We start from the raw sequence: 23,015 nt of genomic DNA, 5'->3' as shown, positions 1-23,015 counted from the left end.
GTAGCCGAGAAGGGCCGCGCGAGACATCGGCGAGGACGTTCCTCATCCAGTGAACGACAGCGCTGCCGGGCGGCTTCGAAGGCCCGCGCGATTAGCGGCCTTGAGGCCGGTATGGGTCGAGATGGGGACAAAACGGTCCAGCCCGTTTGCCGCCGAGGGCTGTTTGCCAGCCGGATTCCGCCAAGGCCGCGGGCCTTTAGGGTCGGGCGACTCGGTCCAGAAGGTCTTGGCTTCCGAAGGTCCGATGCCAAGGCCGATGATCTCTCCGGGGGGGTGCGGCGACGGCGATTATGGCCGCGCCCGGCACGATGCGGCCGCCCTGTATCGTCGGGCCGGTGGCGTCCAGCCAGAGACAGGGCCATTCGCCGGTCAGCGGGGGTTCAGTGGTGCTTGTTCCAAATTGGGGGCTGCGATCCTATGGGGCGCGAGCGAGGGGCGCCGGGGGCGGGGCCGGATCAATCTGAATTATCTCCGGCTTGCCTGCGGCTCGGGGCGTTGGTAGGTTGCGGCACACAACCGGACGAGCTGGGCACACACGATCATCCCGGCATGCAGGGCGCGGACATGGCAGCGAATTGAGCAAAGGAAGTCAGTGCCCTCCGGGAATGGTTCGGCATGGTCTCGCCGTCCCTGCTGCCGGCACCATACTGGCCGCGAGGCCGGGGCTTTGCCGGTCGGTAGGCCCCGCCAGATCCGGCTCCGTTTTCTAGGCCGAGGACCACATGCCCTTTACCATCGCCATCGACGGGCCGGCCGCCTCGGGCAAGGGGACCATCGCCCGCGCGCTGGCGCAGGCGCTGGGCTTTCAGCATCTGGACACCGGGCTCTTGTATCGCGCCGTCGGCGCGCTTGGCGGCGATCCGGTCGCGGCGGCGCGGGGCCTTGCGCCGGGGGATCTGGCCCGCGACGACCTGCGCACCGCCGAGGCCGGCCAGGCCGCGAGCCGCGTCGCCGCCATCCCCGAGGTGCGGGCCGCCCTGGTCGATTTCCAGCGCCGCTTCGCCCGGGCCGAGCCCGGCGCGGTGCTGGACGGGCGCGACATCGGCACGGTGATCTGCCCCGAGGCCGAGCTGAAGCTCTATGTCACCGCCAGCGACGACGTGCGCGCCCGCCGCCGGGCTCTGGAGCTGCAGGCCGACGAGACCACGATCCTGGCCGAGCTGCGCGAACGCGACGCCCGCGACGCCGCCCGCGACGTGGCGCCGATGCGCCCGGCCGAGGATGCGCTGCTTCTGGATACCAGCGACATGAGTATCGAACAGGCGGTGGCCCGCGCCATCGCCGCGGCGAGGAGGGCCGGAGCATGAGCATCTTGACCGAACTGACCGTGCCGGTGCTGCAGGCGCCGATGGCGGGCACCGCGACGCCGGCGCTGGCGGCCGAGGTCAGCCTGGCGGGCGCCCTGGGCGGCATGGGCCTTGCGACCGTCAGCGCCGCGCAAGGGGCGGCGATGATGGCCGAGGTGCAGAAGCGCATCGGCTCGAACCGCTATCACGTCAACCTGTTCTGCCACCGCCCGGCCACGGCCGATCCGGCACGCGAGGCGGCCTGGCTCGACTATCTCGCCCCCGAGTTCCGCCGCGCCGGCGCTGAACCCCCCGCCGTGCTGCGCGAGATCTTCACCAGCTTCCTGGTCGACGAGGCCATGCTGGCCGCGGTGGTCGCGGCGCGGCCGGCGATGGTCAGCTTTCACTTCGGCCTGCCGCGCGCCGACCAGCTGGCGGCGCTGCGCGCCAGCGGGGCGCTGCTCGCGGGTTCGGCCACCGCGCTGGCCGAGGGCGAGGCGATCCGCGACGCGGGGCTCGATGCCATTATTGCCCAAGGCTACGAGGCCGGCGGCCATCGCGGCATCTTCGACCCCGACGGGCCGGACGAGCAGCTTTCGACCATGGCGCTGATCGAGGCCCTGCGACCCCTGGGCCTGCCGCTGGTCGCGGCGGGCGGCATCATGGACGGGCGCGATGCCGTGCGCTACCTCGATGCCGGCGCGGTCGCGGTGCAGATGGGCACCGCCTTCGTCGCCTGCCCGGAATCCGCGGCCAAGGCCCCGCATCGCGCCCTTCTCGGCCAGCCGGGGCAAGAGACGGTGATGACGCGGGCGATCTCGGGGCGGCCGGCGCGCGGCTTTCCCAACCGGCTGACGGCGCTTGGCGCCAGCGCCGAGGCGCCGCCCTTGCCGGATTATCCGATCACCTATGACGCCGGCAAGGCGCTGGCCGCCGCCGGCGGCACCGATTACGCGGCGCAATGGGCCGGCACCGGCTATGCCCGGGCGCGCGCGATGCCTGCCGCGGACCTGGTCGCAACTCTGGCGCGCGAGATCGCCGTGGCCCGCAAGACCGGCTGAAAGCCTTGCCTCGCCGGGCAATCGCCGCTATATGCGCCCCGTCGGGACAAGCGATGGGGCCAGGACAGGCCGCTTCAGATCAGGGTCGGGCGCAAGCCGCGACCCTTTGCGCTTATCCCGGATGACTACAAAAAGACCGGCGGAGCCAACCGCAAGGCCAGAAAACCGTGCAAAGGAAACTGATTATATATGTGCGCTAAAGCGACCATGGAGGAGTTCGAGGCCCTCCTGAACGAAAGCCTCGAAATCGACACCCCGGACGAAGGTTCGGTCGTCAAGGGCAAGGTCATCGCCATCGAGGCGGGCCAGGCCATCATCGATGTCGGCTACAAGATGGAAGGCCGCGTCGATCTGAAAGAATTCGCGAACCCCGGCGAAGCCCCGAACATCCAGGTCGGCGACGAGGTCGAGGTCTATCTGGACCGCGTCGAGAACGCCCGTGGCGAAGCCTCGATCTCGCGCGAGAAAGCCCGCCGCGAGGAAGCTTGGGACCGGCTGGAGAAAGCCTATGCCGCCGAAGAGCGCGTCGAAGGCGCCATCTTCGGCCGCGTCAAGGGTGGCTTCACGGTCGACCTGGGCGGTGCCGTGGCCTTCCTGCCCGGTTCGCAAGTTGACGTGCGCCCGGTGCGCGATGCCGGCCCGCTGATGGGTCTGAAGCAGCCGTTCCAGATCCTGAAGATGGACCGCCGCCGCGGCAATATCGTCGTGTCGCGCCGCGCCATCCTGGAAGAGAGCCGCGCCGAACAGCGCGCCGAAGTCATCGCCAACCTGACCGAAGGTCAGACGGTCGAGGGCGTGGTCAAGAACATCACCGAATACGGTGCCTTCGTTGACCTGGGCGGCGTCGACGGCTTGCTGCACGTCACCGACATGGCCTGGCGCCGCGTCAACCACCCGTCCGAGATCCTGTCGATCGGCGAGACCGTCAAGGTCCAGGTCGTCAAGATCAACAAGGACACCCACCGCATCAGCCTGGGCATGAAGCAGCTGCAGGCCGACCCGTGGGATACCGTGGGTTCGAAGTTCCCGATCGGCTCGGTCCACTCGGGCCGCGTGACCAACATCACCGACTACGGCGCCTTCGTCGAACTGGAAGCCGGTGTCGAGGGTCTGGTTCACGTCTCGGAAATGAGCTGGACCAAGAAGAACGTCCACCCCGGCAAGATCGTCTCGACCTCGCAAGAGGTTGACGTGATGGTGCTGGAAATCGACGAGGCCAAGCGCCGGGTCAGCCTGGGTCTGAAACAGACCATGCGCAACCCGTGGGAAGTCTTCGCCGAGACCCACCCGGTCGGCACCGTCATCGAGGGCGAAGTCAAGAACATCACCGAATTCGGTCTGTTCGTCGGCCTGGAAGGCGACATCGACGGCATGGTCCACCTGTCGGACATCTCGTGGGATGCCCGCGGCGAGGATGCGATCCAGGACTTCCGCAAGGGCGACGTCGTCAAGGCGGTCGTGCAGGAAGTCGACATCGACAAGGAACGCATCTCGCTGTCGATCAAGGCGCTGGAAAACGACGCCATGGCCGAAGCGGTCGAGGGCGTGAAGCGCGGCTCGGTCATCACCGTCACCGTGACGGCGATCGAGGATGGCGGCATCGAGGTCGAATACAACGGCATGAAATCCTTCATCCGACGTTCGGACTTGGCCCGCGACCGTCAGGACCAGCGCCCCGAGCGCTTCCAGGTCGGTGACCATGTCGACGTCCGCGTCACCAACATCGACACCAAGACCCGCCGTCTGGGCCTGTCGATCAAGGCGCGCGAGATCGCGGAAGAGAAGGAAGCCGTCGAACAGTATGGCAGCTCGGATTCGGGCGCCTCGCTGGGCGACATCCTGGGCGCCGCGCTGAAGAACAAGGGCTGATCCGCGCGATCGGCTGAAAATGGCGCCCCCGGTCCTGCCGGGGGCGCTTTTCATTGCCGGCCTGCGTTTTATGAACCATAAAGTGTTGATATATACCGCAACCAAACCGCGTCCGGCCGCGTTCACCGATTGATTGCCCGGCCGCCCGCACTATGATCGGGCGACAGGAACCCTTGGACCCTCCAGATTCAGGAAGCGCAATGATCCGATCCGAACTGATCCAGAAAATCTCCGAGGAGAATCCCCACCTGTTCCAGCGCGACGTCGAGCGGATCGTGAACACGGTGTTCGAAGAGATCATCGATGCCATGGCGCGCGGCGACCGGGTCGAGCTGCGCGGCTTCGGCGCCTTCTCGGTGAAAAAGCGCGACGCGCGCCAGGGCCGCAACCCCCGCACCGGCGAGTCGGTCAGCGTGGACGAAAAGCATGTGCCCTTCTTCAAGACCGGCAAGCTTCTGCGCGAACGGTTGAACGGCGAGGCCGAATAGGCCAGATTGTCGCCGGCCCGTGAGGGGCATTTCATTCTGCGGGGTAAGCCATGCGCGCGATCCGGTTCGCTTTCTTTGTCATTCTGGCCGTGGTGCTGGTGCTGGTCGCGGCGGCGAATCGCGACATGATCACCGTCAGCCTGCTGCCGCCGGCCGTGGCGCCCTTTGCCGGCGGGCAATGGTCGCTGACCATGCCGGCCTTCGTGGCGCTGTTCCTGGCCATGGTCTTCGGCGTGCTGGTCGGACTTATCTGGGAATGGCTGCGCGAGTCGCATCTGCGCGCCGAATCCAGCCGCCGCGCCCAGCACCTCGCCGATCTGCAGCGCGAGATGGGCCACCTGCGCCAGGCCCAGGCCGCCGCGCCCCGCGATGAGGTGCTGGCGATCCTCGACAATGCCGGCAAGACGCCCGCCACCTCGGGCAACACCCTGCCGGCGCCGCGCTGAAGCCATGGCCGTCTCCGTCAAGATCTGCGGCCTGACCGAGGCCGCCGGCCTTTCGGCGGCCGTCGAATCCGGCGCCCGCTATGTCGGTTTCGTCTTCTTCCCGAAATCGCCGCGCCACGTCAGTGCCGAACAAGCGGCGGCGCTGGCGGTGCAGGTGCCCCTAGGCATCGCCAAGGTCGGGCTCTTCGTGAACCCCGACAACGCGGCCTTGGCCCAGGTTCTGGAGCGCGTGCCATTGGACCTGATCCAGCTGCACGGCGAGGAAACCCCGGCCCGGGTGGCCGAGGTGCGCGCCCTGACCGGCCTGCCGGTGATGAAGGCGGTGGGCGTGGCCGAGCCCGCCGATCTGGACCAGCTCTGGGATTATGGCCTGGTCGCCGACATGCTGCTGATCGATGCGAAACCCCCCAAGGGTGCCGAACTGCCCGGCGGCAACGGCCTTGCCTTCGACTGGCGGCTGCTGGCCGGCCGGCAGATCCTGAAACCCTGGCTGCTCGCCGGCGGCCTGACGCCAGACAACGTGCATGAGGCGATCCGCCTGACCCGGGCGCCGGGCGTCGACGTGTCCTCGGGCGTCGAAAGCGCGCCCGGCGTCAAGGACCCCGCGCGTATCCGTCGCTTTACCGCCCGCGCCACCGCGCCGATCCTGTGACTCCGCCCGTCGCCTTTCGCGAAGCCCGGCGCGACGAGGTTCCCGCGGTGCTGGCGCTCTTGCGCGACGACCCGCTGGGCCGCGGGCGCGAAAGCGGCGATCTCGCACCCTATCTCGCCGCCTTCGACGCCATACAGGCCGAGACCGCGAACCGGCTGATCGTCGGCCTGTCCGGGCATGAGATCGTCGCCTGCTACCAGCTGACCTGCATCTCGGGCCTGTCGCTGACCGCCGCCCGCCGCGCCCAGATCGAGGGCGTCCGCGTCCGCCCCGACCTGCGCGGCCAGGGCATCGGCGCGGCGCTGATCCGCGATGCCGAAACCCGCGCCCGCGCCGCCGCCTGCACGCTGCTGCAATTCACCACCAACCGCAGCCGGAGCGACGCGCATCGCTTCTACGACCGGCTCGGCTTTACCGCTTCGCATATCGGATATAAGAAATCCCTCTGAGGGGACTTCTTTGCTCCCCAAATACCCACCCCGACCGCGCGCGAGGACAGCCATGGCCGAAGACCTGATCAACAGTTTCCTGAACGGGCCGGACGAACAGGGCCGCTTCGGCATCTTCGGCGGCCGCTTCGTCAGCGAGACGCTGATGCCGCTGATCCTGGACCTGCAGGCCGAATACGACCGCGCCAAGGACGACCCGAGCTTCTGGGCCGAGATGGACGATCTGTGGAAACATTACGTCGGCCGCCCCAGCCCGCTCTATTTCGCCCCGCGCCTGACCGAGGCTCTGGGCGGCGCCAGGATCTATCTCAAGCGCGAAGAGCTGAACCACACCGGCAGCCACAAGATCAACAATGTGCTGGGCCAGATCCTGCTGGCGCGCCGCATGGGCAAGACCCGCATCATCGCCGAGACCGGCGCCGGCCAGCATGGCGTGGCGACGGCAACGGTCTGCGCCCGCTTCGGGCTGAAATGCATCGTCTACATGGGTGCCCATGACGTCGAGCGCCAGGCGCCGAACGTGTTCCGCATGCGGCTCTTGGGTGCCGAGGTGGTGCCGGTGACCTCGGGCCGCGGCACGCTGAAGGATGCGATGAACGACGCGCTGCGCGACTGGGTGACCAATGTGCGCGACACCTTCTATTGCATCGGCACCGTCGCCGGCCCGCATCCCTATCCGGCCATGGTGCGCGACTTCCAGCGCATCATCGGCCGCGAGACCCGCTGGCAACTCGAGGAACAAGAGGGCAAGGGCCGGCTGCCCGACAGCGTCGTCGCGGCCATCGGCGGCGGCTCGAACGCCATGGGCCTGTTCCACCCCTTCCTCGACGACCCCTCGGTGCGCATCATCGGCGTCGAGGCCGGCGGCAAGGGCGTCGACGAGCGCATGCTGCATTGCGCCAGCCTGACCGGCGGCCGCCCCGGCGTGCTGCATGGCAACCGCACCTATCTGCTGATGGATGACGAAGGCCAGATCCTCGAAGGCCATTCGATCAGCGCCGGGCTCGACTATCCCGGCATCGGCCCCGAACACGCCTGGCTCAAGGAGCAGGGCCGCGCCGAATATGTCAGCGTGACCGATGACGAGGCGCTGGCGGCCTTCCAGAAGCTCTGCGAACTCGAAGGCATCATCCCGGCACTGGAGCCTTGCCATGCGCTGGCCCATGTCATCAAGCTGGCGCCGACCCTGCCCAGGGACCACATCATGGTGGTGAACCTGTCGGGCCGGGGAGACAAGGACATCTTCACCGTGGCCAAGCACCTTGGCTTCGACATGAAGATCTGAACGCGGCCCCATTCCGCAAGCATCAGGACGCGCCCGGCGGCATCGCGCGGGCGCGTCCGGCGTTTCGGGGGCGGTCAGTGCGCGGCCCGGGCCTCGGCCACCAGCTCGGCCAGGTCGGCGCGTGGCAGATAGCCGAAGACCGCGCGGTCGCCGACGACGAAGCTGGGCGTGCCGACCAGGCCTATCTCGTCGGCCAGTTGCAGCGACCGCTCGATGCGCGCGGTGATCTCGGGCGCCTCCATGTCGCGTTGCAGCCGCGCCACGTCCAGCCCGACCTCGCGCGCGATGCGCAGCACCGAGGCCTCTTCGGCCCTGCCGCGCATGGTCATCAGCGCCCGGTGGAACTGCGGATACTTGCCCTGCGCGCGCGCGGCCAGCGCGGCCCGGGCGGCGTAACGCGAGCCCTCGCCGAAGATCGGGATTTCATGCACCACCAGCTTGACGCCGGGGTCGGATTTCAGGAAGGCCGTGACCTCAGGGGCGGATTTGCGGCAGAAGCCGCAATTGTAGTCGGAAAACTCGACCAGCACCACGTCGCCCTGCGCGTTGCCCATGACCGGCAGGTCCGGCGCCTCGAAGACGGCGCGCTTGATCGCGGCGACCTCGGCCGCGTCCTGCGCCGGGGCGAGGCCGGGCACCAGCGACAGCCCGAGGCTCAGCGCGACGGCGATTGCGGCAAGGGGGCGGCGCATGGTTCGATCCTTTCCTCTGGGCTTCTCCTGAAAGCCATCGCTGCCCGGCCCGGTCAAGCGGGATGCCATGACATTTCCGTGCGGCTAGCTGCGGATCGCCGCGGCGATGCGGCGGATGCCCTCGGGGATGCGCTCGGCCGAGATCGAGGAATAGGCCAGCCGGAAGAAGCCCCGCCCGCGCGCCGGATCGGCAAAGAAGGGCCAGCCCGGCTCGATCAGCACGTCGCGGGCCTTGAGCCGCTCGGTCAGCGCCGAGGAGTCGACGCCGCCGGTCGCCAGCCAGAAGCTCGAGCCGCCGTTGGCCTCGGGCGAGGCCAGTTGCAGGCCCTCGCGCGCGATGGCCTCCAGCATGACGGCCCGGCGGCGGGCATAGGCGCGGCGCATGCGGTTCGCCTGGGCGTCGTAATGGCCCAGCGACAGGAAATGCGCCAGCGTGCGCTGCATGTGGCCGGGCGGGTGGCGCAGCGCCATGCCGCGCAGCGCCCGCGCCTCGGCGATGAAGCGGGGATCGGCGACCAGATAGCCCAGCCGCACGCCGGGAAACACCGATTTCGAGAAGCTGCCGATATAGATCACCGCCCCGGCCCGGTCGATGGCCTTGAGCGCGGGCGAGGGCGCGCCGGCGAAGGACATCTCGAATTCGTAATCGTCCTCGACCACGGCAAAGCCCTGCGCCTCGGCCCGCGCCAGCAGTTCCTTGCGGCGGGCCAGCGGCATGGTCGAATTGGTCGGGCATTGATGGCTGGCGGTCGTAAACACAGCCGCCACGCCCGCCGGCACCGCATCGGGCGGCAGGCCATGGGCATCGACCGGCACCGGCAAGAGGCGCGCACCGCTGGCCGACAGGATCTCGCGCTGGCCGGGATAGGACGGATCCTCGACCGCGCAGGAGGCGCCGGGCCGCAGCAGCACCTGCGCCGCCAGCCACAGCGCGTTCTGCGCCCCCATGGTCAGCAGGATCTCGCCCTGATGGGCGGCGATGCCGCGCCGGGGCAGGATCTGGCGCGCGATGTGATCGACCAGCTCGGTATCGTCGGCGTCGTAGAGATCTCCGGTCACGCTGTCGAATTCGCGCCGGCCCAGCGTGCGCATGGCGCAGTCGCGCCAGGCGGCGTGGTCGACCAGCGTCGGATCGGCCTGGCCATAGATGAAGGGATAGGCAAAGCGACGCCAGTCGCGCTCGCGGTCGGAGCGGCGGGCGCTGCCGAAGCGCCGCTCGAGCTTGCTGTCCCAGTCGAAGCGCGGCACCGCCGGCGCGGGCGGCTCGGCCTCGAGATGTCGCTCGATCGCGTCCGAGATGAAATGCCCGGCCCGGTCGCGGCTGGCCAGGTAGTCGGTCGAGACCAGCTCGGCGAAGGCCTGCGCCACCGTCACCCGCGCCACGCCCAGATGCCGGGCCAGTGCCCGGGTCGAGGGCAGCTTTTCCCCGGCGCGGAACCGGCCCGCCGTCACCGCCGCGATGATCTGGCGGCGCAGCTGCACCTGCAGCGGCAGGCCGTCGCCGTGGTCCAGGAAGAATGCGTCGGGAGGGATGGGCATGAAGGGTCCGCGGCGGCTGTCGGACGATCACTCCCCCGAATGCCGCCGCGGATCAAGTCCCGTCAGCCAAAGACCTTGGTCAGCGCCCGGTCGATGGTGTCGGTGATGCGGTCGATGTCCTCCGCCGTGGCGATCAGCGCCGGCGACAGGCAGAGCGTGTTGTTGAACCCGGGCAGCGAGCGGTTGGTGGCGCCGATGATGACGCCCTGCGCCAGGCATTCGGCGACCACGGCCTGCACCTTCTTCTCATCCATCGGCTCGCGTGTCTTGCGGTCCGAAACCAGCTCGGCGCCGCAGAACAGGCCCTTGCCGCGCACGTCGCCGATGACGGCGTGCCTGTCCATCAGCGTGGTCAGGTTGTCCAGCACCCGGTTGCCCATGGCGATGGTGTTTTCCAGCAGTTTCTCTTCCTCGATGATGCGCATGTTCTCGATGGCGGCCACCGGACCCGAGGTGCAGCCGCCGAAGGTCGAGATGTCGCGGAAGAAGCTCATGCCGTCCTCGGGCCTGTCCTTGAACATCTCGAAGACGCGCTCGGTGGTGACGGTGCAGGAGATCGCGGCATAGCCCGAGGCGACGCCCTTGGCCATGGTCACGAAATCCGGCTGAATCCCGTAATGCTGATAGCCGAACCAGGTGCCGGTGCGGCCAAGCCCGCAGACCACCTCGTCGATATGCAGCAGGATGTCGTATTTGCGGCAGATCTCCTGCACGCGCTGCCAATAGCCCTCGGGCGGGGTGATGACGCCGCCGCCGGCGGTCACCGGCTCCAGCACGATGGCGCCGACGGTGTCGGGGCCTTCGCGCAGGATCACCTCCTCGATGGCGTCGGCGGCACGCTCGCCGTAGTTCTCCACGTCCCATTGCTTGCGGTATTCCAGGCAATGCGGCACGCGGATGAAGCCGTCGGGGAAGGGTCCGTAGGCGGTGGCGCGCTGGTCCTGGCCGCTGGTCGCCAGCGTGCCGATGGTGGTGCCGTGATAGTCGCGGTCGCGATACAGGATCTTCCACTTGCGGCCGCCGTGATGGTTCGCCGCGATCTGGCGCACCATCTTGTAGACCTTCTCGTTCGCCTCGGAGCCCGAGTTCGAGTAATAGACCCGGCTCATGCCCGGCATCTTCTCGATCAGCTTCTGGGCGAAGATGGCGCCCGGCACGGTGCCGGCGGCGCCGGCGTAATAATTCAGCTTGATGAGCTGGTCGCGGATCGCATTGGCGATGCTTTCGCGGCCATAACCGACGTTGACGGTCCAGACCCCGCCCGAGACCGCGTCCAGGAACTCGCGCCCGGTCGCATCCCACAGCTTCATGCCCTTGCCCTCGACGAAGACGCGGGGGTCGATGGTCTCGTATTGCTTGTGCTGGCTCAGGTGGTGCCAGACATGGGCGCGGTCGGCCTCGACCACATGCGACATATCATTGGGATTGAGATCGAGCGTCATGGCCGGGCTCCTGCGGCAAGGGGGTTTCATCCTGACTGCGCCTGAAACGGGCAAAGGGATAGAGCCAGATTGCGCGAATAGATGAGGCCAGCGCGACGGATCAGCAGAGCGGGCAGGGGGCCGGTCGGCCCCCTGGCGTGTCATTCCATGAAGAAGGCGAAGCGGATCACGAAAAGCGCCGCCACGATCCAGGTCGCGGCGTGAACCTCGCGCGCGCGGCCGGTCAGGAGCTTGATCGCGGCGTAGCTCACGAAGCCGAAGGCCAGGCCGTTGGCGATGGAATAGGTGAAGGGCATCATCAGCGCGGTCAGCACCGCCGGCGCGCTTTCGGTGACGTCGCCCCAGCTGATCTCCTCGAATTCGCGCACCATCAGGCAGGCGACATAGAGCAGCGCCGGCGCGGTGGCATAGGCCGGGACCGAACCGGCGAGCGGGGCGAAGAACATCGCCAGCAGGAACAGCACCGCGACGACCAGCGCGGTCAGGCCGGTGCGCCCGCCCGCCTGCACGCCCGAGGCGCTTTCGACATAGGCCGTGGTCGAGCTGGTGCCCAGGAGCGAGCCGGCCAGGATCGCCGTCGAATCGGCCATCAGCGCCCGGCTCAGGCCCTTGTTGGTATGGGCGGGGCCTTCGGTCAGCAGGCCGGCGCGCTTGGCCACGCCGATCAGCGTGCCGGTGGCGTCAAAGACCTCGACCAGCACCATGACCAGGATGACGTGGAAGATGCCCACGGTCAGCGCCCCGGCGATGTCGAGTTGCAGGAAGGTCGGCGCGATCGAGGGCGGCATCGAGATGACGCCGCCGAACTGGCTGGCGCCCAGCAGGATCGAGGCCACGGTGATGACCAGGATGCCGATCAGGATCGAGCCGCGCACCTTCAGCGCGTCTAGTGCCGCGATGATGAAGAAGCCGGCGATGGCCAGCAGCGTGCCGGTGGCGGTCAGGTCGCCCAGGCCCACCAGCGTCGCCGGGTTGTCCACGACGATGCCCGAGTTCTTCAGCGCGATCAGCCCCAGGAACATGCCGATGCCCGCCGCGATGGCCGAGCGCATCGAGGTCGGGATGCCGGCGATCAGCCAGCGCCGGATCCCGGTCGCCGACAGAAACAGGAACACCAGGCCCGAGATGAACACCGCCCCCAGCGCCTGCTGCCAGGTGAATCCCAGCGCGCCGACCACGGTAAAGGCGAAGAAGGCGTTCAGCCCCATGCCGGGCGCCATGCCGATGGGCCAGTTCGCCCAAAGCGCCATGACGGCCGAGCCGATGGCCGCGGCAAGGCAGGTCGCGACGAAGACCGCATTGCGGTCCATGCCGGTCGAGGACAGGATGTCCGGGTTCACGAAGATGATATAGGCCATCGTCAGGAAGGTGGTGATGCCCGCGATCACCTCCGTCCTTACGCTGGTGCCATGGGCCGTCAGCCCGAAGTGCTTGTCTAGCATGGTTCCTCCCATCGGCGGTTTGCCGCCATGCGCTCACACTATGCGCAAGCAGGCAAGACCGACCATCCCGGTTCCAGCGACAGAGTTTCAATCGGTTATGGATAAATCGGGATTTTCAACGAAATCTTGGATCTGTTTTTAGCAATAGGCGCTTGCCTGAAAGCCCGTCCAGATGGTCTGTGCTATCAGGCCGGAAGAACCAGAAGGAAGCAAGCGATGCGATACAGCCGCGACATGATTGGCTATGGCGAGACCACGCCCGATCCGAAATGGCCCGGTGGTGCCAAGATCGCGGTGCAGATCGTCATCAACTACGAGGAGGGCGGCGAGAACAGCCTGGAGCACGGCGACGCCGCCTCCGAGGCCTTCCTGTCCGAGATCATCGGTTGCCAGCCCTGGCCGGGCAAGCGGCACTGGAACATGGAATCGATCTATGACTATGGCGCGCGTGCGGGCTTCTGGCGGCTGCATCGCCTGCTGAAGGATACGCCGGTCACCATCTATGGCGTGGCGACCGCGCTGGAGCGGGCGCCCGAGCAGGTCGCGGCCATGCAGCGCGCCGGCTGGGAAATCGCCACCCATGGCTACAAGTGGATCGACTACCGCGACATCCCGGCCGAGACCGAGGCCGAGCATATCGCCAAGGCGGTCGAGTTGCACACCCGCGTCACTGGCGAGCGGCCGCGCGGCTTCTACCAGGGCCGCACCTCGATGAACACGGTGGCGCTGGGCTGCGAGGAGGGCGGCTTCGAATATCTCGCCGACACCATCGCCGACGACCTGCCCTATTGGCATGTCCACAAGGGCAAGCCGCAGCTGATGGTGCCCTATACGATGGACGCCAACGACATGCGCTTCTCCTCGGGCCAGGGCTTCGGCACCGGGGTCGAGTTCTTCGACTACCTGCGCGACAGCTTCGACGTGCTCTATGCCGAAGGGCAGGCCGGTGCGCCAAAGATGATGTCCATCGGCCTGCATTGCCGGCTGGCCGGCCGTCCGGGCCGGGCCATCGCGGTGCAGAAGTTCCTCGAGCATTGCCGCAAGCATGAGGGCGTCTGGTTTGCCACCCGGCTCGACATCGCCCGGCACTGGGCCAGGACGCATCCGTTCCAGCCGCGCCAGCGCCCGTCCGAAATGGCGCGCGAGGATTTCGTGCAGAAATTCGGCGGCATCTACGAGCATTCGCCCTTCATCGCCGAACGGGTCTGGGACGGCGAGATGGGCGCGATCCACGACACCCCCGCCGGGCTTGCCGCGCGCATGGCGCAGGTCTTCCGCGGTGCCTCGGACGAGGAACGGCTGGGCGTGCTGGTCGCGCACCCGGACCTGGCCGGCAAGCTGGCGCAGGCCAAGCGGCTGACGGCGGAAAGCACCTCGGAACAGGCCTCGGCCGGGCTCGACGCGCTGACCGATGCCGAGCGCGAGACCTTCCAGGCGCTGAACACCGAATATGTCGCCAAGCACGGCTTCCCCTTCATCATCGCGGTCCGCGACCACGACAAGGCGGGCATCATGGCGGCGATGCAGGCGCGCATCGGCAACGACACCGCGACCGAGCGGGCCGAGGCCGAGCGCCAGGTCATGCGCATCGCCGAGTTGCGGCTGCATGACGCGCTGAAATAGGATTCCCCCGATGAACCATATTCCGAAAGGCGCGACCATGGCCGCACCGACCTATGCCGGACCCTTCGCCGGTCTGCCGCCCCAGACCGACCTGACCACCGACACCGCCGTCTTCACCGAGGCCTACGCCGTCATCCCCGCCAGCACGATGCGCGACATCGTGACCAGCTTCCTGCCGGGCTGGACCGGCATGCGGCTGTGGATGATCGCCCGGCCGCTCTCGGGCTTCGCCGAGACCTTCAGCCAGTATATCGTCGAGTTGCAGCCGCAGGGCGGCTCGGACCGGCCGGAAGAGGACGCGGGCGTGCAATCGGCGATCTTCGTCACCGATGGCGCCGTCACCCTGACCATCGCGGGCCAGGTGCATGAGCTGACCCCGGGCGGCTTTGCCTATATCCCCGCCGGCACCGAATGGACGGTGCGCGCGGGCGACCAGCTCTCGCGCTTCCATTGGTGGCGCAAGCGCTGGCAGGCGGTCCCCGGGCTCGACAAGCCCGACGTGATCATCGCCAACGAACGCGACATCGCGCCGATCCCGATGCCCGACACCAATGACAGCTGGGCCACCACCCGCTTCATGGACCCGACCGATATGCGCCACGACATGCATATCACCATCGTGACCTTCAAGCCGGGCGGCTCGATCCCCTTCGCCGAGACCCATGTCATGGAGCACGGGCTGTTCGTGATCGAGGGCAAGGCGGTCTATCGCCTGAACCGCGACTGGGTCGAGGTCGGGCCGGGCGATTTCATGTGGCTGCGCGCCTTCTGCCCGCAATGCTGCTATGCCGGCGGGCCGGGGAACTTCCGCTATCTGCTCTACAAGGACGTGAACCGCCACGCGCCGATCTGGAAATAAGGCGCCCGCCCCGGTCGAAAGCCGGGGCGGTGTCGTTTCAGGACCGGAAGCTGTTCTCGAACCGGCGGCCGAAGGCCAGCGGCAGTCCGTGTCGCAGCGCGGCGCATTGACGGTCTGGCGCGATACCTGGAGCGCCTCGGCCAGGTCGCTCTGCGACCAGCCGCGCAGGGCCCGCAATTCGGGCAGGCGGTTCTGCATCGGCAGCGCAGAAGCCCCGGAATCCGCTTTACGCCGCCTAGTCCTTGCGCCCGGCGGCATGGGCCTGCAGCAGGGCCAGCGGCACGATGTCCAGCGTGCGGGCATGTGTCGCCGCCAGCACCACCTCGGGCGCGGCGAATTCCTGCGCCGCCTGCAGGAAGCGCGCCGCGCAAAGGCACCAGCGGTCGCCGGGCTTCAGCCCCGGAAAGCGGAATTCGGGCCGCGGCGTGCTGAGATCGTTGCCAAGGTATTTCGACAGCGCCAGGAATTCGGCGGTGACGATGACACAGACGGTGTGGCGCCCGGTATCCTCGGGGCCGGTGTTGCAGCAGCCGTCGCGGAAAAACCCGGTCATCGGCGCGGTCGAACAGCTTTCCAGCTTGCCGCCCAGGACGTTCAGCGCGGGGTCCATGTCAGATCTCCTTCGGCTGCCAGTCGAGCCAGCGGCCATGGAAGTCGGCCCGGCCCAGATCCCATTCCCGCAGGCCGCCGGCCCAGAGCCGCAGCCGCAGGGCGGCGCCGTCGCCGCCATCCGCCTCCATCGACAGATGCGCCAGGGGCGCGTGGGGCGCGGCGCGCGCGCCGGCTTCCTGCAGCGCCGCCTCGATCCGGTCGCGGCTGGCTTGCGGGAAATATTGCGCGGCGACGGTGTGATAGACCAGCCGGCCCTGCGGTTCCGGCCTGGCCAGCTGCGTCTCCAGCCAGTCGGCGGCATCGGCGCGCTCGACATGCGGCGGGTGCTCGGCGGCGATGGAGAGCGCCGCCCGCAGCCGTGCCAGCCGGTCGCGCTGGTCCGCCCAGACATAGGCCATCAGCCGCGCCCCGTCGCGCTGCGGGTCGAGCGGGTTCAGATCCACCCCGCGCGCATCGGTGATCGCCAGCGCCGCCGGTTGCGGCGGCGTCCCGCGCCACAATGGCGCGAGCCGCAGCGCCGAAGCGGGCTCGCCGGCAAGTGTCGGCTGGAATTCCTGTTCATCGGCAAGGCTGTAGCGCGGAAAGTTCAGGTTCAATCCGGCGCTGGCACCCAGTTCCAGCAACTCGAAAGCGGCGGGTTGCGTCACCCCGGCCAGGAACCAGGCGCCGGCAATCAGCACCGCCGAGCGGCCGACCTCGTTGGTCTGCGGCGCATGCTCGATGAATTCCAGGATATGCCGGTCATACCGCTGAATTACATATGCAATCACCCGATCCAGATCCGCCCCGCCGCCCATGGCATAGGCCTGCGCCAGATCCGGCGCCTGCTCCGAAAGCACCAGCGCATGCAGCGCACCGCACAGCCGCAGCGGCAGGGAGTCGGCGCCGACTGCCGGATTGCCCGGCCAGGACTTCACACGCCGCCCGACCGGTCCCTGGTCTGCGGCGATGGTGCGCGCCAGGGCTTCGCAGACCCGCGCCGTTAGGCCCGAGCCCAAGGCACGGCAGGCGCGCGTCTGATCGGCAAAGGCCTGCTGCCAGCCCATCAGCGGAACCGGTCGCCAAGCGCGCGCAGCCGCTCGGCCATGCTCGGCGGCTCGGCCGCGGGCGGAGCTTTCGCCGCAGGCGGATCGGCCGGCCTTTCCGGCCGCGTGCCGCTGTTTCGCGCCGGGGCCACGCGGGCCGCGACCGCATTCATCAGCCGCGTATCGTCGCCAAGCGCCAGCGCCGCTGCCCCGTCCGAGATGCCGCGCAACAGGTCGTCCAGCCCGTCCTGCTCGGCCTTGGCGAAATCCGACAGCACATAGCCGGCCACCCGGTCCTTGTGGCCGGGATGGCCGATGCCGATGCGCAGCCGCCGGTAGGCCTCGCCGATATGCTGGTGGATCGAGCGCAGCCCGTTGTGCCCGGCATGGCCGCCGCCGGTCTTGACCCGCACGCGGCCGGGCGCGAGGTCCAGCTCGTCATGCAGCACGATCACCTCGGCCGGCGTCAGCTTCAGATAGCGCATGGCCTCGCCGACCGACTGGCCCGACAGGTTCATGAAGGTCGCGGGCTTCAGCAGCGTGACGCGCTCATCGCCCAGGCGGCCCTCGGCGATCTCGCCCTGGAAGCGCGCGCGCCAGGGGGAAAAGCCGTGGTCCGCGGCGATGCGATCGACCGCCATGAAGCCCACGTTATGCCGGTTTTGCGCGTATTTCGGGCCGGGATTGCCAAGGCCCACGATCAGTTTCATGCGTTTCTCCGTCGCTCGGCGCCAGAGTAACGGGGCGGGCGGCGAGGGGCAAATTTTATCGCTCTCTTGTCCTCGCGGGCTGGCGTTACTAAGACTCTGTCAACCTTTCGCGTCTATGAGACGACGAGGCGCCACCGCGCTTTCGGGTCGAATCGCGAAACGGACAGGCCAGGCAGGGACAAAAGCAGGAAAAGACATGCACGATCCGGCAGAATTCTACATGAACACGCTCGTCCCCATGGTCGTCGAACAGACCAGCCGGGGCGAACGCGCCTATGACATCTTCTCGCGCCTGCTGAAGGAACGGATCATCTTCCTGTCCGGCCCGGTGCATGACGGCATGGCGACGCTGATCTCGGCGCAGCTCCTGTTCCTCGAGGCGGAGAACCCGACCAAGGACATCAGCATGTATATCAACAGCCCCGGCGGCGTGGTGACCGCGGGCCTGTCGATCTATGACACCATGCAATACATCAAGCCGCGCGTCTCGACGCTGGTGGTGGGACAGGCGGCCTCGATGGGCTCGCTGCTGCTTTGCGCCGGCCAGCCGGGCAACCGCTTCTCGCTGCCGAATTCGCGCATCATGGTCCACCAGCCCTCGGGCGGCTTCCAGGGCCAGGCGACCGACATCCTGATCCACGCGCGCGAGACGGAAAAGCTGAAGCGCCGGCTGAACGAGATCTATGTCCAGCACACCGGCCGCACGCTGGAAGAGGTCGAGGAGGCGCTGGAGCGCGACCGCTTCATGTCGCCCGAAGAGGCCAAGGAATGGGGCCTGATCGACGAGATCCTGGAGCCGCGCGGCAAGGCCACGCCCGAGAAATAGGATAAAATCTCGGCAAGTCGCCGAGGTTTGGGATTGTGACGGGCAGGTGGCGCCCGTAACATATGCCGAAATGCGCGGGGCGCGCTTCGTCCCGTCCGCGAACAGGCGGTCGCCCGGCAGTCACGCCGGGCCTCCGAGGCAATACGAGGATCGAACCGATGGCCAACCCGACCGGCGGCGACAGCAAGAACACGCTCTATTGCAGCTTCTGCGGCAAGAGCCAGCACGAGGTCCGCAAGCTGATCGCCGGGCCGACCGTGTTCATCTGCGATGAATGCGTCGAACTTTGCATGGACATCATCCGCGAAGAGACCAAGACCTCGGCGCTGAAATCCGGCGACGGCGTGCCCAGCCCGCGCGAGATCTGCAACGTGCTGGACGATTACGTCATCGGCCAGGAACATGCCAAGCGCGTGCTCTCGGTCGCGGTGCACAATCACTACAAGCGGCTGAACCACTCGTCGAAGACCGACATCGAGCTGGCCAAGTCGAACATCCTGCTGATCGGCCCGACCGGTTGCGGCAAGACGCTGCTGGCGCAGACCCTGGCGCGCATCCTCGACGTGCCCTTCACCATGGCCGATGCGACCACGCTGACCGAGGCCGGCTATGTCGGCGAGGATGTGGAAAACATCATCCTGAAGCTGCTGCAGGCGTCGGAATACAACGTCGAGCGGGCGCAACGCGGCATCGTCTATATCGACGAGGTCGACAAGATCACCCGCAAGTCCGACAATCCCTCGATCACCCGCGACGTCTCGGGCGAGGGCGTGCAGCAGGCGCTGCTGAAGATCATGGAGGGCACGGTCGCCAGCGTTCCCCCGCAGGGCGGGCGCAAGCATCCGCAGCAGGAATTCCTGCAGGTGGACACCACGAACATCCTGTTCATCTGCGGCGGCGCCTTCGCCGGCCTCGACCGGATCATCGCGCAGCGCAACAAGGGCACGGCGATGGGCTTCGGCGCCTCGGTCAAGGAAAACGACGACAAGGGCGTGGGCGAACTCTTCAAGCAGCTCGAGCCCGAGGACCTGCTGAAATTCGGCCTGATCCCGGAATTCGTCGGCCGCCTGCCGGTCATCGCCACGCTGGGCGATCTGGACGAGGCCGCGCTGATCACCATCCTGACCGAGCCCAAGAACGCGCTGGTCAAGCAGTATCAGCGCCTCTTCGACCTGGAAAACGTCAAGCTGACCTTCACCGAGGACGCGCTGACCGCCATCGCCCGCCGCGCCATCAAGCGCAAGACCGGCGCGCGGGGCCTGCGCTCGATCATGGAGGACATCCTGCTTGACACGATGTTCGACCTGCCGGGCATGGACAGCGTGGCCGAGGTGGTGGTCAACGAGGATGCCGTCGACAACCCGACCGCCAAGCCGCTGCTGATTCACACCGATGCCAAGAAGGAAACCGCGACGGCCAGCTGAGAGGGTCTGACGGTGCCGGTGATTTCACCCGGCGTTGCCTGGATTCAGTCCTCAATGCGAGGCATGGACGCTTGCATGCGGCGGGCGTCTGTTCCTCTGTGGATGGCCGGCTGGATCGGTGCAGCGGGGCGACCGGGGCTCTCGGGTCTGATTCCGCTCCGATCCGCTCGGCTGGCTGGCGGGGCGGGACCGTCAGGCGCAACTTCTCTGGACCTTCCGGGCGAGTTGCGCCATATCTCGGCCAGACAAATTCAAGAGGTTCGCACCCATGTCGCTTCTGCTTCGCATCCTGACCTGGTGGAACAGCCAGACCTTGAACACCCAGGTCTGGACCAGGCTCTACGGCGAGAAGGTCGGCCAGGACGATCAGGGCAACGTCTATTACCAGTCGGGTGGCGGCAAGCGTCGCTGGGTGATCTACAATGGCGAAGCCGAGGCGAGCCGCGTCTCGCCGGAATGGCATGGCTGGCTGCATCACACCTACAAGCAGCCGCCGACGCAGGAGCCGCTGGGCCACAAGTCTTGGGAAAAGCCGCATGAGCCGAACATGACCGGCACGCCGGCGGCCTATCATCCGGCGGGCTCGCTCTATCGGGCCGAGCCGGCGCAGCGCCGCGACTACGACGCCTGGCAGCCCGAGTAAGCCGGTGACCAGCGCCGCCGAACGGGCCGAGCTATGGGTGGGCGCGGCGGTCCTCGCCGTCGCCGCCGGCTTTCTGGCCTGGTCCGCCGGCGGCAGCGCGTTGCGCGGCCAGCTGGGTGGCGGCTATGAACTGCGCGCGGCCTTTCCGAACGTGGACGGGATCGAGGTCGGCACCGACGTGCGCGTCGCCGGCGTCAAGGTCGGCCGGGTGGCGGCGGTCGAGCTGAACCCGCAGACCTATTTCGCCGAGGCGCGGCTGCGGCTGCCGGAACGGATCGTGCTGCCCACGGACAGCGCGGCGCTGATCCAGTCGGACGGGTTGCTGGGCGGCGCCTATATCGAGCTGCAACCCGGCGGCGCGGCCGAGAACCTGCGGCCCGGCGACGAGATCGAGGACGTGCAGGGCGCCGTCAGCCTGCTCTCGCTGATGATGAAATTCGTGGATTCGCAAAGCGCGACCGACGGGGAGGGCGCCCAATGACCGAGTTTCTGGCCCGCGCCTGCCTGTGCCTGCTGCTGGCGGCAAGCCCGGCGCTGGCCCAGGACGAGGTGCCGGACGAGGACCAGCAGCTGATGGTCGACCCGGCCTTCAGCGACGATCCGCAGGCGGTGGTGCCGGCCGAGCCCTCGGCCGCCGAGCGCCAGCGCGCCGCCGAGGCGGCCAAGGGCCCCGAGACCGCGCGCGGCCAAGGGGCGCAGTTGCGCGGCCTCGACAAGATCACCGGCCAGACCAGCGACTTCGACCTGGCCATCGGCCAGTCAGTGGAATTCGGCCGCCTGCAGGTCAGCCTGGCGGAGTGCCGCTTTCCGGCCGCCGATCCCAGCGCCGACGCTTATGCCGAACTGACCATCACCGACCGGCGCGCCAACAAGCAGGTGTTTTCCGGCTGGATGATCGCCTCGGCCCCGGCGCTCTCGGCACTGGACGATTCGCGCTATGACGTCTGGGTGGTGGCCTGCAACCGGGCCTAGCCCGGCCGCGCCGCAAGATCCGCCCGCTGGTGCGGTGCGCTGCCCGATGAAGCACGGGGGCTTGTCTTGCGCAGATCAGGTGCAAGGAACGGACAATGCCGGATGGTCTTAATCCGATGCGCCAAGTCGGCAACTTGAGTCGCGAAAAAAGCGCGTCCCGCACCGGCCTTTGGTTGTTGCGCACAAATCCTGCGGGGACTGGCGTGCGGGACGATCTGTCGCCCGCAAAGTTTCAGAGAAGGCGCGATCGCCAAGCCTCAGGTTCCGGACTTGGGTAACGGGGTTATTCCAGTCAAGAGACGCGCATGGCAAATGTCCCGCTTAACGGCGGCTTTGTCCTTTAAGCGGTTGATCCGCTTGGCTTCACGGCGGCTTTCGCCCGGGATCGACCCGGGCACATGCTTTCGGTCCGTGGTCAGCGTAATGGTGCAGTTCCGGTGAGCCCATCGCATTGGCGTGCTCGCCTGCAAAGGCGGCAACAGGCAGAGCCACGGCATCGCCGGGACCTCGTGATTCACGGACTTCGGAGGCCCGCGTCCGGACGGACGGCGGGCGGGGTGGCTGGCCGTTCAAGCCCATCGGTGGCGCTGCGTCCGGCTGAAATGCCGTGCGATGTGTCTTGCGCTAGGTTGGATCAAGCATGATTGTCTTCTGCTCGGCTTATCATCCGCGCGACAACGCTCCTGTCACCTTCCAGCGATTCTAGAGCGTCTTTGCAGGCCCGTATTCCTTCGGGTCATCTCGCCAGCGCAACCCATTGCGATTGAATAAGATTATTCCGCTCAGCCACGCCGGTCATCGACACGCGGTTTGTCGTGGCTGCTTGGGAAAGAACGGCGGCAGCCGCTCCATCTGCGCCTCGGGAAAGCCTGCTCGTGATCCCTCCCGAAGGTCAGGAGCGTGAATCATGAGGCCCGCCCGCACTCAAGTTGATTTATCGGGGCCCGACCCTGGGCTGCTGGTCCCGGTGACACCGCTGCGCGGCTTCGGGGCGCGAGACAAAGCCCTAACCGGCTTCGGACGTTTCGCGCTAGAACCTGCTGCGGGCAGTCTGCGCCAGGTCAAGCGCCGTGGGCAGCGGCTCGGCCAGGAAATCCGCCTCGATCCGCAGCGCCACCGCCAGCCGCCGGCGATATTCGGCGCGCGGAATGGTCTGCCCGCCCATCGAGGCCAGGTGCGGATTGGGATATTGCGTGTCCCACAGCGTGAAGCCGCAGCGCGCCAAGTGCCCGGAGACCCAGATCATCGCCGCCTTCGAGGCATTAGGCCGGCGCGAGAACATGCTCTCGGCAAAGAAGGCGCCGCCCAGAACCAGGCCGAACATGCCGCCGACCAGCCTGTCGCCTTCGTAAACCTCGACCGAATGGGCGTGGCCCATGCGGAAGAGCTCTTGGTAAAGCGCGAAGAGTTGCGGGTTGATCCAGGTCTCGGGCCGGTCGGCGCAGCCGCGCACCACGCCGGCAAAGTCGCGGTCGATGCCGGCCTGCCAGCCGCAATGCCGCAGGAAGCGCCGCATCGAGCGCGAGACATGCACGCCGCCCACCGGCAGGATGCCGCGCAGGCTGGGCTCGAACCAGTAGAGCTGGGGGTCCGAAGCGGAGCCGGCCATCGGGAAGACGCCCCGGGCATAGGCGGCCAGCATGGTGCCGGCCGTCAGGCCGCCGCTCATG

General features: G+C 67.7%; 23 protein-coding genes and 3 pseudogenes. 15 read left to right on the top strand and 11 right to left on the bottom strand.

Annotation, left to right across the window (positions count from 1 at the left end; genetic code table 11):
• Positions 1–210: 210 nt before the first annotated feature.
• Positions 211–376 (bottom strand): annotated as a pseudogene (locus tag PARN5_RS24700) (IS256 family transposase); the annotation flags it as partial.
• A 346-nt stretch (positions 377–722) separates the two neighbouring features.
• Between PARN5_RS24700 and PARN5_RS0101420 the strand changes: the two are divergent.
• The 8 genes from PARN5_RS0101420 to trpB all read left to right on the top strand — a co-directional run bounded on the left by PARN5_RS0101420 (position 723) and on the right by trpB (position 7,536).
• Positions 723–1,307 carry a d(CMP) kinase gene (locus tag PARN5_RS0101420; RefSeq protein WP_017998019.1) on the top strand — a complete coding sequence of 195 codons (585 nt, stop codon included), beginning with the start codon at positions 723–725 and terminating at the stop codon, positions 1,305–1,307.
• Positions 1,304–2,347 carry a nitronate monooxygenase gene (locus PARN5_RS0101415; protein WP_017998018.1) on the top strand — a complete coding sequence of 348 codons (1,044 nt, stop codon included), beginning with the start codon at positions 1,304–1,306 and terminating at the stop codon, positions 2,345–2,347. The genes PARN5_RS0101420 and PARN5_RS0101415 overlap by 4 nt, the downstream gene beginning before the upstream one ends.
• A gap of 189 nt (positions 2,348–2,536) precedes the next feature.
• Positions 2,537–4,216 carry a 30S ribosomal protein S1 gene (rpsA, locus tag PARN5_RS0101410; RefSeq protein WP_026155090.1) on the top strand — a complete coding sequence of 560 codons (1,680 nt, stop codon included), beginning with the start codon at positions 2,537–2,539 and terminating at the stop codon, positions 4,214–4,216.
• Positions 4,217–4,416: 200 nt separating this feature from the next.
• A complete protein-coding gene (gene ihfB / locus PARN5_RS0101405; protein ID WP_017998016.1) occupies positions 4,417–4,704 on the top strand; it encodes an integration host factor subunit beta in 288 nt (95 codons plus the stop codon).
• A 50-nt stretch (positions 4,705–4,754) separates the two neighbouring features.
• Positions 4,755–5,150, top strand: a complete 396-nt coding sequence (locus PARN5_RS0101400; protein ID WP_017998015.1) for a LapA family protein — start codon at positions 4,755–4,757, stop codon at positions 5,148–5,150.
• Between the two features lie 4 nt (positions 5,151–5,154).
• Positions 5,155–5,802 (top strand): phosphoribosylanthranilate isomerase, encoded by a 648-nt coding sequence (locus PARN5_RS0101395; protein ID WP_017998014.1) that lies wholly within the window; start codon positions 5,155–5,157, stop codon positions 5,800–5,802.
• Positions 5,799–6,251, top strand: coding sequence for a GNAT family N-acetyltransferase (locus PARN5_RS0101390; RefSeq protein WP_017998013.1), 453 nt, complete (start codon positions 5,799–5,801; stop codon positions 6,249–6,251). Before PARN5_RS0101395 ends, PARN5_RS0101390 begins: the two co-directional genes overlap by 4 nt.
• 52 nt (positions 6,252–6,303) lie before the next feature.
• Positions 6,304–7,536 (top strand): tryptophan synthase subunit beta, encoded by a 1,233-nt coding sequence (gene trpB, locus PARN5_RS0101385; RefSeq protein WP_017998012.1) that lies wholly within the window; start codon positions 6,304–6,306, stop codon positions 7,534–7,536.
• Positions 7,537–7,610: 74 nt separating this feature from the next.
• Here trpB and PARN5_RS0101380 read toward each other — a convergent pair whose 3' ends face one another.
• From PARN5_RS0101380 to PARN5_RS0101365, 4 genes are all read right to left on the bottom strand, one after another.
• Complete coding sequence (locus tag PARN5_RS0101380; protein WP_017998011.1) at positions 7,611–8,228, bottom strand: DsbA family protein; 618 nt, start codon at positions 8,226–8,228, stop codon at positions 7,611–7,613.
• 84 nt (positions 8,229–8,312) lie between these two features.
• Complete coding sequence (locus tag PARN5_RS0101375) at positions 8,313–9,767, bottom strand: PLP-dependent aminotransferase family protein (RefSeq protein WP_017998010.1); 1,455 nt, start codon at positions 9,765–9,767, stop codon at positions 8,313–8,315.
• Positions 9,768–9,829: 62 nt separating this feature from the next.
• A complete protein-coding gene (gene tpa / locus PARN5_RS0101370; protein WP_017998009.1) occupies positions 9,830–11,209 on the bottom strand; it encodes a hypotaurine--pyruvate aminotransferase Tpa in 1,380 nt (459 codons plus the stop codon).
• A gap of 140 nt (positions 11,210–11,349) precedes the next feature.
• Positions 11,350–12,651, bottom strand: a complete 1,302-nt coding sequence (locus PARN5_RS0101365) for an NCS2 family permease (RefSeq protein WP_017998008.1) — start codon at positions 12,649–12,651, stop codon at positions 11,350–11,352.
• Positions 12,652–12,867: 216 nt separating this feature from the next.
• Between PARN5_RS0101365 and puuE the strand changes: the two genes are divergently transcribed.
• Both puuE and PARN5_RS0101355 read left to right on the top strand, forming a co-directional pair.
• Positions 12,868–14,274, top strand: coding sequence for an allantoinase PuuE (gene puuE, locus PARN5_RS0101360; protein WP_017998007.1), 1,407 nt, complete (start codon positions 12,868–12,870; stop codon positions 14,272–14,274).
• Between the two features lie 37 nt (positions 14,275–14,311).
• Positions 14,312–15,133 (top strand): bifunctional allantoicase/(S)-ureidoglycine aminohydrolase, encoded by an 822-nt coding sequence (locus PARN5_RS0101355; RefSeq protein WP_026155089.1) that lies wholly within the window; start codon positions 14,312–14,314, stop codon positions 15,131–15,133.
• A gap of 139 nt (positions 15,134–15,272) precedes the next feature.
• Here PARN5_RS0101355 and PARN5_RS25190 read toward each other — a convergent pair.
• The 4 genes and pseudogenes from PARN5_RS25190 to pth all read right to left on the bottom strand — a co-directional run.
• Positions 15,273–15,331, bottom strand: a pseudogene (locus tag PARN5_RS25190) (hypothetical protein); the annotation flags it as partial.
• A 37-nt stretch (positions 15,332–15,368) separates the two neighbouring features.
• The gene (locus tag PARN5_RS0101350) at positions 15,369–15,743 is read right to left on the bottom strand and encodes a DUF2237 domain-containing protein (RefSeq protein ID WP_017998005.1); all 375 of its coding nucleotides are present in this window, start codon (positions 15,741–15,743) and stop codon (positions 15,369–15,371) included.
• 1 nt (position 15,744) lies between these two features.
• Positions 15,745–16,791, bottom strand: a complete 1,047-nt coding sequence (locus PARN5_RS0101345) for a DUF2332 family protein (protein WP_017998004.1) — start codon at positions 16,789–16,791, stop codon at positions 15,745–15,747.
• On the bottom strand, positions 16,791–17,480 hold the full coding sequence (gene pth, locus PARN5_RS0101340; protein WP_017998003.1) for an aminoacyl-tRNA hydrolase: 690 nt from the start codon (positions 17,478–17,480) through the stop codon (positions 16,791–16,793). Before pth ends, PARN5_RS0101345 begins: the two co-directional genes overlap by 1 nt.
• 196 nt (positions 17,481–17,676) lie before the next feature.
• Between pth and PARN5_RS0101335 the strand changes: the two genes are divergently transcribed.
• The 5 genes from PARN5_RS0101335 (at position 17,677) to PARN5_RS0101315 (ending at position 21,345) form a co-directional block, all read left to right on the top strand.
• Complete coding sequence (locus PARN5_RS0101335; RefSeq protein ID WP_017998002.1) at positions 17,677–18,306, top strand: ATP-dependent Clp protease proteolytic subunit; 630 nt, start codon at positions 17,677–17,679, stop codon at positions 18,304–18,306.
• Positions 18,307–18,464: 158 nt separating this feature from the next.
• On the top strand, positions 18,465–19,730 hold the full coding sequence (gene clpX, locus PARN5_RS0101330; RefSeq protein WP_017998001.1) for an ATP-dependent Clp protease ATP-binding subunit ClpX: 1,266 nt from the start codon (positions 18,465–18,467) through the stop codon (positions 19,728–19,730).
• Positions 19,731–19,998: 268 nt separating this feature from the next.
• Positions 19,999–20,373 carry an NADH:ubiquinone oxidoreductase subunit NDUFA12 gene (locus PARN5_RS0101325; RefSeq protein ID WP_017998000.1) on the top strand — a complete coding sequence of 125 codons (375 nt, stop codon included), beginning with the start codon at positions 19,999–20,001 and terminating at the stop codon, positions 20,371–20,373.
• A gap of 4 nt (positions 20,374–20,377) precedes the next feature.
• Positions 20,378–20,854: an outer membrane lipid asymmetry maintenance protein MlaD gene (mlaD, locus tag PARN5_RS0101320; protein ID WP_017997999.1), complete on the top strand. Its 477-nt coding sequence runs from the start codon at positions 20,378–20,380 to the stop codon at positions 20,852–20,854.
• The gene (locus tag PARN5_RS0101315) at positions 20,851–21,345 is read left to right on the top strand and encodes a DUF2155 domain-containing protein (RefSeq protein WP_017997998.1); all 495 of its coding nucleotides are present in this window, start codon (positions 20,851–20,853) and stop codon (positions 21,343–21,345) included. Before mlaD ends, PARN5_RS0101315 begins: the two co-directional genes overlap by 4 nt.
• Positions 21,346–22,008: 663 nt before the next feature.
• Here PARN5_RS0101315 and PARN5_RS23125 read toward each other — a convergent pair.
• Positions 22,009–22,188, bottom strand: a pseudogene (locus tag PARN5_RS23125) (transposase); the annotation flags it as partial.
• Between the two features lie 187 nt (positions 22,189–22,375).
• Entirely contained in the window at positions 22,376–23,014 is a 639-nt protein-coding gene (gene aat, locus PARN5_RS0101310; RefSeq protein WP_017997997.1) for a leucyl/phenylalanyl-tRNA--protein transferase, read from the bottom strand.
• Between the last annotated feature and the right edge of the window lies 1 nt (position 23,015).

The organism is Paracoccus sp. N5 (assembly GCF_000371965.1).
In the GTDB taxonomy this organism is placed as follows: domain Bacteria; phylum Pseudomonadota; class Alphaproteobacteria; order Rhodobacterales; family Rhodobacteraceae; genus Paracoccus.
The sequence above is the reverse complement of the archived record's forward strand: the minus strand, read 5'-3'. Positions and strand labels throughout refer to the sequence as shown.

Excerpts from the sequence above, each read along its gene's own strand:
- PARN5_RS0101420 (WP_017998019.1), top strand. The coding sequence starts at position 723 with ATGCCCTTTACCATCGCCATCGACGGGCCGGCCGCCTCGGGCAAGGGG.
- PARN5_RS0101415 (WP_017998018.1), top strand. The coding sequence starts at position 1,304 with ATGAGCATCTTGACCGAACTGACCGTGCCGGTGCTGCAGGCGCCGATG.
- rpsA (WP_026155090.1), top strand. The coding sequence starts at position 2,537 with ATGTGCGCTAAAGCGACCATGGAGGAGTTCGAGGCCCTCCTGAACGAA.
- ihfB (WP_017998016.1), top strand. The coding sequence starts at position 4,417 with ATGATCCGATCCGAACTGATCCAGAAAATCTCCGAGGAGAATCCCCAC.
- PARN5_RS0101400 (WP_017998015.1), top strand. The coding sequence starts at position 4,755 with ATGCGCGCGATCCGGTTCGCTTTCTTTGTCATTCTGGCCGTGGTGCTG.
- PARN5_RS0101395 (WP_017998014.1), top strand. The coding sequence starts at position 5,155 with ATGGCCGTCTCCGTCAAGATCTGCGGCCTGACCGAGGCCGCCGGCCTT.
- trpB (WP_017998012.1), top strand. The coding sequence starts at position 6,304 with ATGGCCGAAGACCTGATCAACAGTTTCCTGAACGGGCCGGACGAACAG.
- PARN5_RS0101380 (WP_017998011.1), bottom strand. The coding sequence starts at position 8,228 with ATGCGCCGCCCCCTTGCCGCAATCGCCGTCGCGCTGAGCCTCGGGCTG.
- PARN5_RS0101375 (WP_017998010.1), bottom strand. The coding sequence starts at position 9,767 with ATGCCCATCCCTCCCGACGCATTCTTCCTGGACCACGGCGACGGCCTG.
- tpa (WP_017998009.1), bottom strand. The coding sequence starts at position 11,209 with ATGACGCTCGATCTCAATCCCAATGATATGTCGCATGTGGTCGAGGCC.
- PARN5_RS0101365 (WP_017998008.1), bottom strand. The coding sequence starts at position 12,651 with ATGCTAGACAAGCACTTCGGGCTGACGGCCCATGGCACCAGCGTAAGG.
- puuE (WP_017998007.1), top strand. The coding sequence starts at position 12,868 with ATGCGATACAGCCGCGACATGATTGGCTATGGCGAGACCACGCCCGAT.
- PARN5_RS0101355 (WP_026155089.1), top strand. The coding sequence starts at position 14,312 with ATGGCCGCACCGACCTATGCCGGACCCTTCGCCGGTCTGCCGCCCCAG.
- PARN5_RS0101350 (WP_017998005.1), bottom strand. The coding sequence starts at position 15,743 with ATGGACCCCGCGCTGAACGTCCTGGGCGGCAAGCTGGAAAGCTGTTCG.
- PARN5_RS0101345 (WP_017998004.1), bottom strand. The coding sequence starts at position 16,791 with ATGGGCTGGCAGCAGGCCTTTGCCGATCAGACGCGCGCCTGCCGTGCC.
- pth (WP_017998003.1), bottom strand. The coding sequence starts at position 17,480 with ATGAAACTGATCGTGGGCCTTGGCAATCCCGGCCCGAAATACGCGCAA.
- PARN5_RS0101335 (WP_017998002.1), top strand. The coding sequence starts at position 17,677 with ATGCACGATCCGGCAGAATTCTACATGAACACGCTCGTCCCCATGGTC.
- clpX (WP_017998001.1), top strand. The coding sequence starts at position 18,465 with ATGGCCAACCCGACCGGCGGCGACAGCAAGAACACGCTCTATTGCAGC.
- PARN5_RS0101325 (WP_017998000.1), top strand. The coding sequence starts at position 19,999 with ATGTCGCTTCTGCTTCGCATCCTGACCTGGTGGAACAGCCAGACCTTG.
- PARN5_RS0101315 (WP_017997998.1), top strand. The coding sequence starts at position 20,851 with ATGACCGAGTTTCTGGCCCGCGCCTGCCTGTGCCTGCTGCTGGCGGCA.
- aat (WP_017997997.1), bottom strand. The coding sequence starts at position 23,014 with ATGAGCGGCGGCCTGACGGCCGGCACCATGCTGGCCGCCTATGCCCGG.